9 protein-coding genes are annotated in these 11,045 nt (G+C 66.2%); 8 read left to right on the forward strand and 1 reads right to left on the reverse strand.

Annotation, left to right across the window (positions count from 1 at the left end):
- Positions 1-2 precede the first annotated feature (2 nt).
- A complete protein-coding gene (uraH, locus tag AC56LH_RS01515; protein ID WP_499643426.1) occupies positions 3-356 on the reverse strand; it encodes a hydroxyisourate hydrolase in 354 nt (117 codons plus the stop codon).
- 225 nt (positions 357-581) lie between these two features.
- Between uraH and AC56LH_RS01520 the strand changes: the two genes are divergently transcribed.
- From AC56LH_RS01520 to AC56LH_RS01555, 8 genes are all read left to right on the forward strand, one after another.
- Positions 582-953: a response regulator gene (locus AC56LH_RS01520; protein ID WP_499643428.1), complete on the forward strand. Its 372-nt coding sequence runs from the start codon at positions 582-584 to the stop codon at positions 951-953.
- Positions 953-2,125 carry a hypothetical protein gene (locus AC56LH_RS01525; RefSeq protein ID WP_499643430.1) on the forward strand — a complete coding sequence of 391 codons (1,173 nt, stop codon included), beginning with the start codon at positions 953-955 and terminating at the stop codon, positions 2,123-2,125. Before AC56LH_RS01520 ends, AC56LH_RS01525 begins: the two co-directional genes overlap by 1 nt.
- Before the next feature lie 85 nt (positions 2,126-2,210).
- On the forward strand, positions 2,211-3,158 hold the full coding sequence (puuE, locus tag AC56LH_RS01530) for an allantoinase PuuE (protein ID WP_499643432.1): 948 nt from the start codon (positions 2,211-2,213) through the stop codon (positions 3,156-3,158).
- 119 nt (positions 3,159-3,277) lie between these two features.
- Positions 3,278-4,747 carry a xanthine dehydrogenase small subunit gene (xdhA, locus tag AC56LH_RS01535; RefSeq protein ID WP_499643434.1) on the forward strand — a complete coding sequence of 490 codons (1,470 nt, stop codon included), beginning with the start codon at positions 3,278-3,280 and terminating at the stop codon, positions 4,745-4,747.
- Positions 4,748-4,757: 10 nt separating this feature from the next.
- On the forward strand, positions 4,758-7,091 hold the full coding sequence (gene xdhB, locus AC56LH_RS01540) for a xanthine dehydrogenase molybdopterin binding subunit (protein ID WP_499643436.1): 2,334 nt from the start codon (positions 4,758-4,760) through the stop codon (positions 7,089-7,091).
- 2 nt (positions 7,092-7,093) lie between these two features.
- On the forward strand, positions 7,094-8,098 hold the full coding sequence (gene xdhC / locus AC56LH_RS01545) for a xanthine dehydrogenase accessory protein XdhC (RefSeq protein ID WP_499648347.1): 1,005 nt from the start codon (positions 7,094-7,096) through the stop codon (positions 8,096-8,098).
- A complete protein-coding gene (gene guaD, locus AC56LH_RS01550; RefSeq protein WP_499643438.1) occupies positions 8,098-9,402 on the forward strand; it encodes a guanine deaminase in 1,305 nt (434 codons plus the stop codon). Before xdhC ends, guaD begins: the two co-directional genes overlap by 1 nt.
- A 72-nt stretch (positions 9,403-9,474) precedes the next feature.
- Entirely contained in the window at positions 9,475-10,968 is a 1,494-nt protein-coding gene (locus AC56LH_RS01555) for an adenosine deaminase (RefSeq protein ID WP_499643440.1), read from the forward strand.
- Positions 10,969-11,045: the final 77 nt, after the last annotated feature.

Here is an 11,045-nt window from a genome sequence, read left to right on the forward strand (position 1 = left end):
GCTTAGCTGCCGCGGTAGGTCGAGTACGACCAGGGCGTCATCACCAGCGGCACGTGGTAATTCTGGGCGCTGTCGCCGATGCCGAAGCCCAGCGTGATCCGGTCCAGGAAGCGCGGGGTGGACAAGGCCACGCCGCGTGCGGCGTAATAGTCGCCCGCATGAAACACCAGCTCGTACCGGCCGGGCCGCAGCGCTGCTGCATCGAGCAACGGGCTGGCGCAGCGGCCATCGTCATTTGTCACGTCGGCCTTGATCAGCGTGCGGCCTGCGGCGTCGATCGCGTACAGCTCGACGGTGATGCCGGCGCCGGGGCAGCCGTGTGCAGTGTCGAGTACGTGGGTGGTGAGTTTGCCCATGGGTGTCCTTGCGTACGGGGAGACTCATCATAACGTGGCAGGCGCGCGGCGTCACTTGGCGGGGTAGCGGCAGGACTCTATAGGATGGTCATGCAGGCGCAGACCGACTCACCGGGGCTGCGCCGGTCGCATGCATTGCACGGCAATACCGCGTACCGGCATGAATGCTGAGTTGGTTCATGGCAAGCCGGTGTATCATGTGCGATGACTGGTAAATGGCATGTAATGATCGTGGACGACGAGCTGGATTTGCTCGAGAGCGTCGCATGGCTTCTTGAAACTGAGGGCTTCCGGGTGTCGCTGCATGACGACCCGCGGCGAGCCGTGGCCGCTATCAGTGATGGGGTAGCGCCGGATCTGGTCATGCTCGACTATCGCATGCCGTGGTTGAACGGCTCGCAGACCCTCCAGCAGATGCGGGGATTCGGTTTGAAGGCGCCGGCAGTGCTGGTGTCGGCGATGGCAAGCCTGGCTGCCGAATCGGCCGCTGCCGGCTTCGATGAGTCGTTGTCGAAGCCATTCGAGTTCGACCAGATGGTCCGCCTGATGCGCCGCCTGCTGCCAGCCGCGCGCGCATCCGATCCAGGAATGGCCTGATGCAATTTCTGTCCAACGTCCGGCATCCCGATGTCGGGCAGGTGCGCGCAGCATGGGAACGCTATGTGCAGCATCAACATCTTGCGCCGGACACGCTGCGGCCGTACGTGCTCAGGGCGTGGGACCGCGCACGCGCCAGTGGCTGCAATCCGCGCCTCGGCCGCGCCGATCTGCTGGGAGAACACGACACACAGCAGCTGCTCGCACAGCGTCACGAGCTCATCACGGCAACCGCGCCGTTTCTCGGGGCCCTGTCTAGAGCAGCAGGTGAAAACCGGCACGCGGCGATGCTGGCGGACACCGACGGCCGGCTGCTGTGCCTGACGGGCGACCCTGAAACCATGGCTGATGAGAATTTCCCGCGGCCGGGTTCCCTGCTCGACGAGGCGCATGCCGGCGCCAACGGCGTCGGCACCGCCATCGCCGAGAACGGTTATGTGGAACTGGTCGGCCCCGAGCATTTCATCGAGGGCTTTCATGCCTTTACGTGCCAGGGTGTACCGATCACCGGGCCGCATGGGCCGATGGGCGTGCTGAGCATGTCGGTGCGGACGCTGGCCACGGCCGACCGAGTGCGTGACATCCTGTTCTGCGCCACCGAAGCAGTGGAATGCGAGTTGCTGGCCAAGTGGCTCTCCGGTATCAGCGGCCACGAGATGGAGCACACCCTGGAACGCCTGCGGCAAGACATGCTGCAACGCCTGACGAGCGCCCGCCTGCGCATGGAGGTCGCAGCGCGCCGGATTGCCGCCGGTGCCGACGTCACCGCCATGGTGCAGTCTTCCAAGACAATGAGCACGCAGTTCGCCCGTCAGGCCCGCACCTGGCGCGTGCTTGCGCTCGAGCACACTGGCCCCGCCCAGCCCGAGCCCCTGGCGCTTGCCGACATCGTGCAGGACCTGCTGGATCTGCTTGCCACCGAAGCGCGGGTGGTCGGCGTGCAGTTCGAGTGGGGCGCCGCCGAACGTGTGACGGTGCTGGACGATCATCAGGCGCTGACGCGTCGCCTGCTCGGTGGCTGCCTGTCGGCCCTGCAGAAGGCAGCGCCTGGCTCGACGCTGGTCGTCGACGTCGGTGCGGTTGGGGGGCTCGGGCGCACTGCGCTCAAGGAACGCTTCATCGACGGCCGGGTGCGCCCCGGGCCGGTGGTCGAATCCTTGCGAGTGACGTAGAGAACGACGCACCGCGCATCCACACTGGACTGCTGCAGGCATCGCATGGCACGATGTGAGTGGACCAACTCCATCTGGAATGTGCATGCCGACCTTCTACCCGCGCGACCTGGCCGGCTACGGCCGCACGCCGCCCCATCCGCAGTGGCCGGGCGCGGCGCGCATCGCGCTGCAGTTCGTGCTCAACTACGAAGAGGGCGCCGAAAACAATGTGCTGCATGGCGATGCGGCATCCGAAACCTTCCTGTCCGAGATTGTCGGCGCCAGTGCCTTCCCCGCGCGCCATATGAGCATGGAGTCGCTCTACGAATACGGCTCGCGCGCGGGCTTATGGCGCCTGCTGCGCCTGTTCGAGGACCGCAAGCTGCCGCTGACCGTGTTCGGCGTAGCGCAGGCGCTGGCGCGCCATCCCGACGCGGTGGCCGCGTTCCAGGAACTGGGCCACGAAATCGCCTGCCACGGGCTGCGCTGGATCTCGTACCAGAATGTCGACGAAGCCACCGAGCGCGCGCACCTGCACGAAGCCGTGGCGATTTTCCGCGACCTGACGGGCGCGCCGCCGCAGGGCTGGTACACCGGGCGCGATTCGCCCAACACGCGCCGTCTGGTAGTCGAGCATGGCGGCTTTGCCTACGACGCCGACCATTACGGCGACGACCTGCCGTTCTGGCAGCAGGTCGAGGCCGCCGGGCCGGATGGGGTGGTGCGCCGCACGCCGCATCTGGTGGTGCCGTACACGCTCGACACCAACGACATGCGCTTTGCCTCGGCCGGCGGCTTCAATTCGGGCACGCAGTTTTTTGACTACCTGAAGGATGCCTTCGACGTGCTGTACGCCGAGGGCGACCCGCATGGGCTGAACCAGCCCAAGATGCTGTCGGTCGGCCTGCATTGCCGCCTGGCGGGCCGCCCGGGCCGTACGGCGGCGCTGGCACGCTTCCTCGACTACGTGGGCCGGCACGACAAGGTCTGGGTCACGCGCCGCATCGACATCGCCAATCATTGGAAAATGGTGCATCCTTGGACCATGTGACGGCGTTACACTATATTTTTCATGATATGAGCAATATCATCCATTGATTATAGGTTGATGGACCCTGAATGGTAGCCTTCCGCCTTTGGCGTCCAGTAATCCACTCACCAAAGACAGGCATGTCAGAACCGATCCGATTCCTCTACCAGGGCCAGGTGCGCGAACTGCGCGACGTGAAGCCCACGCAAACCATCCTGCAGCACCTGCGGGAGGATTTGCGCTGCACCGGCACCAAGGAAGGTTGCGCCGAAGGCGATTGCGGCGCCTGCACCGTGGTGATCGGTTCGTTGGAAGATGGCGAACTGGCCCTGCGCGCGGTGAACGCCTGCATCCAGTTCACGCCGACGCTCGACGGCAAGGCGCTGTTCACGGTCGAAGACCTGGCGCAGCCGGGTGGCGCGCCCCATCCCGTGCAGCAGGCGCTGGTCGAATGCCACGGTTCGCAATGCGGCTTTTGCACGCCGGGGTTTGCGATGTCGCTGTTTGGTATGTACCTGAAGCAGGAAGGGCGCGCGCCATCGCGCTGCCAGATCAACGATGCGCTGTCCGGCAACCTGTGTCGCTGCACCGGCTACCGCCCGATCATCGACGCCGCGCGCCGCATGGTCGAACTCCCGCCGGTTGCCTTCGACCGCGCTGCGCTGGCCGAGCGCCTGCGCACGCTGCAGCGCGGCCACGGCTTCACGTACGCCGCGCATGGCCAGCACTTCCATGTGCCGCGCACCGTGGCTGAACTGGCGGCGCTGCGCGCAGAGCACCCGGCCGCCGTGCTGCTGGCCGGTTCGACCGACGTCGGGCTGTGGGTCACCAAGCACCTGCGCGAACTGGGTGACGTGATCTATCTCGGCCAGGTTGGCGAGCTCAAAACAATGCGTGAACAAGACGGCATGCTGGAGATCGGCGCCTGCGTTTCGCTGCAGGATGCCTACGCGGCACTGGCCGCGCGCTATCCCGCTGAACTGACGGAACTCTGGCAGCGCTTCGCGTCGCTGCCGATCCGCCATGCCGGCACGCTGGGCGGCAACGTGGCCAACGGCTCGCCGATCGGCGACTCGATGCCGTGGATGATCGCGCTGGGCAGCCAGGTGGTCCTGGCCAGCAGCGCCGGTACACGCGTGCTGGCGCTGGACGATTTTTACCTGGGCTACCAGAAGAAGGATTTGCGGCCCGGTGAATTCGTCCAGGCCGTGCGCGTGCCGCTGCCGCATTCGCGTCCGGGCCTGCGCTTTCGCACCTACAAACTGGCCAAGCGCTTCGACCAGGACATCTCGGCCGTGTGCGCCGCGTTTGCCATCGTGCTCGACGGCGAGACGATCGTCGATGCCCGCATTGCATTCGGCGGCATGGCCGCAACGCCACAGCGCGCCGCGCAGGCCGAGGCCGCGCTGCTGGGCCAGCCGTGGAGCGAAGCCGTGTTGAGCACCGCGATGATGGCGCTGGGCCGCGATTATGCGCCGCTCACTGACGCAAGGGCGTCCAGCAGCTATCGGATGCGCACCGCGCAAAACCTGCTGCGCCGCTTCTGGCTTGAAACGCGCCTGCACGATCCGCTGCCCGCGCAGGCAGTCAATGCCTTTGCCGGCGCCTGAGGAGACGACCATGAACGACGGCGGCATCAAGAACCTGGACGTCTGGGCCGAAGTGGGCCGTGCGCGCAAGCACGAGTCGAGCGAGCTGCACGTGCGCGGCGGCGCGACCTTCACCGACGATATCGCCGAGCTGGCCGGCACGCTGCATGCGGCGCTGGGCCTGTCGACGCGCGCGCATGCGCACATCGCCGCCATCGATCTGGCGCCGGTGCGTGCCAGCGCCGGCGTGGTTGCCGTGCTGACCGTGGCCGACATCCCGGGCCTGAACGATTGCGGCCCGATCATCCACGACGATCCGATCCTGGCCGATGGCCTGGTGCAGTATGTGGGCCAGCCGATCTTCATCGTCGTCGCTGACAGCCACGACAACGCACGTCGCGCAGCGCGCCTGGCGCAGGTGACGTACGAGGACCTGCCCGCGATCCTGACCCCGCAGGCGGCGCGCGCCGCGCAATCGTACGTGCTGCCGCCCATGCGCCTGACGCGCGGCGATGCCGCAGCCGCATTCGCGCGCGCGCCGCACACCGTCAAGGGCCAGCTGTACGTGGGCGGGCAAGAGCAGTTCTACCTCGAAGGCCAGATCGCGTATGCGATTCCCGGCGAAGACCGCGGCATGCACGTGTACTCGTCGACCCAGCACCCGAGCGAGATGCAGCATGTGATCGCCCATGCGCTCGGCCTGCATTCGCATCACGTGACGGTCGAGTGCCGCCGCATGGGCGGCGGCTTTGGCGGCAAGGAATCGCAGTCGGCGTTGTGGGCTGCGGCGGCGGCCATCGCCGCCGTGCGTACGGGCCGTCCCGTCAAGCTGCGCGCCGACCGCGACGACGACATGCTCGTCACCGGCAAGCGCCACTGCTTCCATTACGAGTACGAAGTCGGCTACGACGACGCGGGCCGCATCCTGGCCGCGCGGGTGGACATGGTCACGCGCGCCGGCTACTCAGCCGATTTGTCCGGCCCCGTGGCCACGCGCGCCGTCTGCCACTTCGACAATGCGTATTACCTGTCCGACGTCGACATTCGCGCTGCCTGCGGCAAGACCAACACGCAATCGAACACCGCGTTTCGCGGCTTCGGCGGTCCGCAGGGCGCGATCGCCATCGAATACGTGTTGGATGAGATCGCGCGCAACCTGGGGCGCGATGCGCTCGATATCCGGCGCCTGAATTTCTACGGCAAGCAGGAGTGCAACGTCACGCCCTATGGCCAGACGATTGTCGACAACGTCATCCCCGAACTGGTGTCCAAGCTGGAAGCGGACAGCGACTACCGCGCGCGCCGCGCGGCCGTGGACGACTACAACCGCACCAGCCCCGTGCTCAAGAAGGGGCTGGCGCTCACGCCGCTCAAGTTCGGCATCGCGTTCAATGTCACGCACCTGAACCAGGCCGGCGCGCTGGTGCACGTCTATGTGGACGGCTCCATCCTCGTCAATCACGGCGGCACCGAGATGGGGCAGGGCATCAACACCAAGGTGATGCAGGTCGTCGCGCACGAACTGGGCGTCGAACTGGGGCGCGTGCGCGCCACGGCGACCAACACCAGCAAGGTTTCGAACACGTCGGCCACCGCCGCCTCGACCGGCGCTGACCTCAACGGCAAGGCGGCGCAGGATGCGGCCGGCAAGATCCGCGCGCGTCTGGCGCAATTCGCCGCGCAGCAGTACGGCGGCGCGGCCAGCGACGTGCGTTTCGCGGCCGGCACCGTGTTCGTCGCCGGCCTGGCGCTGCCGTTCGAGGAACTCGTCGCCAAGGCTTACCTGGCGCGCGTGCAGCTATGGTCCGATGGTTTCTACGCCACGCCCGGCCTGCACTGGGACCCGAAAACGATGACGGGCCGTCCGTTCTCGTACTTCGCGTACGGCGCGGCGGTGTCGGAAGTGGTGGTCGACACGCTCACGGGCGAATGGAAGCTGCTGCGTGTCGACGCACTGTACGACGCCGGCCGCTCGCTCAATCCGGCGATCGACATCGGCCAGGTCGAAGGTGCGTTCATCCAGGGCATGGGGTGGCTGACCACCGAAGAACTGTGGTGGAACCCGGCCGGCAAGCTGATGACGCATGCGCCGTCGACCTACAAAATCCCTGCGGTGTCGGACTGCCCCGAGGATTTCCGCATCGCGCTGTTCGACAACGCCAACGTCGAAGACAGCATCCACCGCTCCAAGGCCGTGGGCGAACCGCCGCTGCTGCTGCCGTTCTCGGTCTTCTTCGCAATCCGCGACGCCATCTCGAGCGTGGGCGGGCACCGGGTCAATCCACCGCTGAATGCCCCCGCGACGAGCGAAGCCATTCTGGATGCGATCGCGTTCGTCGAGGGCGCCGCCGGCGCGCGCGCGTGACGATGGACTGGTTGCGCGCCCAGGGCGATGTGCCGTCCGTGCTGGTCACGGTGGCGGCCGTGAAGGGCTCGGCGCCGCGCGAGCCGGGCGCGAAGATGCTGGTGCGCGCACACGACTTTGATGACACCATTGGCGGCGGCCATCTCGAACACCGCGCGCTGGAGATTGCGCGCACGATGCTGGGGCTGGGCGAAGCGCGCCGCTTCGAGCGTTTTGCGCTGGGCCCGAGCCTGGGCCAGTGCTGCGGCGGCGTCGCCTGGCTGGCGTTCGAGCGCGTCGATGCCGCGCAGGTTACCCTGCTGCGCGCCCGCCGCAACGCCGACACCTGGCGCCTCGTTGCGCTGGACGGCGCGTTCGAATGGGCCTTGTTCGACGACGCGGCGCCCCTGGCGGGTACGCCGGACGCGCCGGCATTTGAACGCGCACCCGCAGCCCGCGTGCTGGACGGCGAGGGCGGTCGCCGCTGGCTGCTCGACCCGGTCCTGGCGCCGCGCGCGCACCTGATGCTGTTCGGCGCCGGCCATGTCGGCGCTGCCATCGTGCGCGCGCTGGCCGAGCTGCCATGCCGCGTGACGTGGGTCGACGAACGCGACGCCATGTTCCCGCCATCCATCCCTCCGAATGTGACGATCGAGGCGACCGATACGCCCGAGGCGCTGGTAGAACACGCCGCGCCTGGCACGAGCTTTCTCGTCATGACCCACAGCCACGCGCTCGACTTGCGCCTGTGCCACGCGATCCTGGCGCGCCCCGCGCATCTGGCCACGCCCGACTGGTTCGGCCTGATTGGATCAGGCACCAAACGCAGCCAGTTCGAAGCGCGCCTGCGCGAGCGCGGCATCGACGATGCGCGCCTGGCCAATATGGTCTGCCCGATCGGCTTGCCCGATATTGCCGGCAAGGCCCCGGCCGTGATTGCGGCGTCGAGTGTGGCGCAATTGCTGGCCGTGTGGGAAGCTTCAGGCCACACTGCATATCACCCAGAACTTCAACCGGAATTCCTGTAATGCCCACTGCATCACCCAATGTGCAGGCCTATCGCGCCAGCCTGCTGCACTTTCGCGCCGATCCGGCGTTCGACGATGGCGCCGCGCTGTTGTATGAAGACGGCCTGCTGATCGTCGAGGATGGCCGCATCCAGGCCGCCGGCGACTACGCCGCGCTCGCGCCCACGCTGCCTGCCGGCCTCGAACCTGTCGACTACCGCGGCAAGCTGATCGTCCCCGGCTTCATCGACACGCACCTGCATTACCCGCAGACTGACATGATCGCCTCGCCAGCCCCGGGCCTGCTGCCGTGGCTCGAGACCTATACCTTCCCGACCGAGCGCCGTTACGAAGATCAAGAGGATGGCCGCACCACGGCTGATTTCTTCCTCGACGAGCTGCTGCGCTGCGGAACCACCACGGCGATGGTCTACTGCACCGTGCACCCGCAATCGGTCGATGCATTCTTTGCCGCAAGCGAAGCGCGCAACCTGCGCATGGTGGCCGGCAAGGTGCTGATGGACCGCAATTGCCCGGACTTCCTGCGCGACCTCGAAGGTGAATTGGGCGAGAGCGAAGCGCTGATCAAGCGCTGGCACAAGCGCGGCCGCGCGCTGTACGCGATCACGCCGCGCTTTGCGCCGACATCGACCGAAGCCCAGCTGCGCCTGACGGGCGAACTGGCGGCGGCGTATCCGGACACCTTCATCCAAACCCACGTGGCCGAGAACCGCGACGAATGCACCTGGGTCGGCGAGCTGTTTCCGCAGGCGCGCAGCTATCTCGACGTGTATGACAGCTATGGGCTAATGCGCCCGCGCGCAATGTTCGGCCACTGCATCTGGCTCGACGACGAAGACATGGCGCGCATGGCGGCCACCGGCTCGGCCGCCGCCGTGTGCCCGACGTCGAACCTGTTCCTGGGCAGCGGCCTGTTCGACTTCGAGCGTGCCGACAAGGCCGGCATGCTGCTGTCGCTGGGTACGGACGTGGGTGCCGGCACCTCGTTCTCGCTGCTGCAGACGATGAACGAAGCGTACAAGGTCGCCCGCATGAAGGGCAGCTACCTGACGGCGCTGCGCATGTTTTATCTCGCCACGCTGGGCGCCGCACGCGCGATGGGGCTGGACGACACGATCGGCAGCTTCGCGCCCGGGCTCGAAGCCGACTTCGTGGTGCTGGACCGCGAAGCCACGCCGCTGATGGCGCGCCGCACGGGCCACAGTCACTCGCTCGAAGAGCTGCTGTTTGCGCTGGCGCTGCTGGGGGATGACCGTACGGTGGCCGCGACGTATTCATATGGTCGCCTCGTCCACGAAAGGTAGGGTTGACAATATTGCCAACCCCGCACGAAGGCGTTAGAGTCTGACGCTTGCCACCCATCCTGAAAGTTTCACATGCACAAGTATTTGCCCGGCAGTGCGCTGCTGGCGCTGGCCGTCGTCGCTTCGCCCGTCCTGGCCCGGGCGCCATCGGTCACCGCCAACGAAGCGGTCACCGCGCGTCACTACGCCAGCCTGATCGAGGGCAGCACGCCGCGCCTGTCCGAGCTGACGATGTTCTTCACGCAGATGCCCAAGGGCGGCGATTTGCACCACCATTATTCGGGCGCGATTTATGCCGAGACCTATGTCGATTTCGTTGACAAGCAGGGCTTCTGCATCGACAAGAATACCTACCGCATCGAGACCGATAAGGCGACCATTGCCGCGCAGCGCGCCAAGCCGGCTCTTGAGCGCACCTGCCTGACGGGCGCACAAGTCAACGCCGATGAAAACACCTGGCGCGAGCTGGTCAAGCGCTGGTCGAACAAGGACTTCAGCAACCACGTCGCGATCCAGCCAGCGCCGGACCGCCTGTTCTTCGGCACCTTCGGCTACTTCGGCCCGGTGGCCAACGACAATCTGCGCGAAGGCCTGCAGGAGATCAAGGCGCGCGCCATCGCCGAAAATGTCGGCTACATCGAAACGATGTTCCTGCTCTCGCCGTTCGTGGCCAACCCCGCCTTCGACACCAGCACCCGCGCCAGCGTGAACGACGACGCGGCGCTGGGCGCCCAGTTGCGCGCCGAGCTGGCAGCACTGGACGCCAACGCGGCCTACAACACGTCGATCGACAGCTTCGTCGCGCAGATCAACGCGGCCTCGGAAGGCATCGACGACGAGCGCTTCACGATGCGCTACCAGAACTACACGCTGCGCCTCCTGGCGCCGTCGCAGGTGTTTTCGGCGATGGTGTCGAGCTTCAAGGCCGCCGCCAAGGGCGGGCGCATCGTCGGCGTCAACATCGTCGGCCAGGAAAGCCTGAACGTGTCGATGCGCGACTACCTGCTGCACATGAAGATGTTCCGCTTCCTGAAAACGGTGTACCCGGACGTGAAGGTGGCGATGCATGCGGGCGAGCTGGCGCTGGGCGAGGTGCCGCCGGAAGGCCTGAAGTTCCACATCGACAGCGCCCTGGGCATTGCCGGCGCCGACCGCATCGGCCATGGCCTGGACCTGGCGCATGAAGCCAATGCGCCGGCCATCATCAAGACGATGCGCGAGAAGGATATTCCGGTCGAGATCAACCTGACCTCGAACGCGTTCATCAGCGGCGTGGCAGGCGCGGATCATCCGATCCACCTGTACCGCAAGTATGGCGTGCCGTACGTGATCTCGACCGACGACGCCGGCGTGACCCGCCACACGCTGTCGCATGAGTACGTGCAATTTGCCAGCCAGTTCAAGCCGTCTTACGCCGAGATCAAGAAGGCGTCGTACAACAGCATCCACTATGCCTTCTTGCCCGTTGCAGAAAAACAACGCTTAACAAAACAGCTGGATGGGCGCTATGCCCGATTCGAAGCGCAAGTCGCTGCCATGGCGACCCAGGCAGCGCGCGTGAAATAAAGTGTGTCACTCCCGATCCGGCGCTCGCCGGATCGCCTCCCTGTCATAAACAACCTTCGACTTTTCGGCACTAAGTT

It is taken from the genome of Telluria sp. LT1R51-2 (assembly GCF_059685775.1).

What these genes read in the sequence shown, in the direction of transcription:
- uraH (WP_499643426.1), bottom strand. Translation starts at nt 356, where the DNA reads ATGGGCAAACTCACCACCCACGTACTCGACACTGCACACGGCTGCCCC.
- AC56LH_RS01520 (WP_499643428.1), top strand. Translation starts at nt 582, where the DNA reads ATGATCGTGGACGACGAGCTGGATTTGCTCGAGAGCGTCGCATGGCTT.
- AC56LH_RS01525 (WP_499643430.1), top strand. Translation starts at nt 953, where the DNA reads ATGCAATTTCTGTCCAACGTCCGGCATCCCGATGTCGGGCAGGTGCGC.
- puuE (WP_499643432.1), top strand. Translation starts at nt 2,211, where the DNA reads ATGCCGACCTTCTACCCGCGCGACCTGGCCGGCTACGGCCGCACGCCG.
- xdhA (WP_499643434.1), top strand. Translation starts at nt 3,278, where the DNA reads ATGTCAGAACCGATCCGATTCCTCTACCAGGGCCAGGTGCGCGAACTG.
- xdhB (WP_499643436.1), top strand. Translation starts at nt 4,758, where the DNA reads ATGAACGACGGCGGCATCAAGAACCTGGACGTCTGGGCCGAAGTGGGC.
- xdhC (WP_499648347.1), top strand. Translation starts at nt 7,094, where the DNA reads ATGGACTGGTTGCGCGCCCAGGGCGATGTGCCGTCCGTGCTGGTCACG.
- guaD (WP_499643438.1), top strand. Translation starts at nt 8,098, where the DNA reads ATGCCCACTGCATCACCCAATGTGCAGGCCTATCGCGCCAGCCTGCTG.
- AC56LH_RS01555 (WP_499643440.1), top strand. Translation starts at nt 9,475, where the DNA reads ATGCACAAGTATTTGCCCGGCAGTGCGCTGCTGGCGCTGGCCGTCGTC.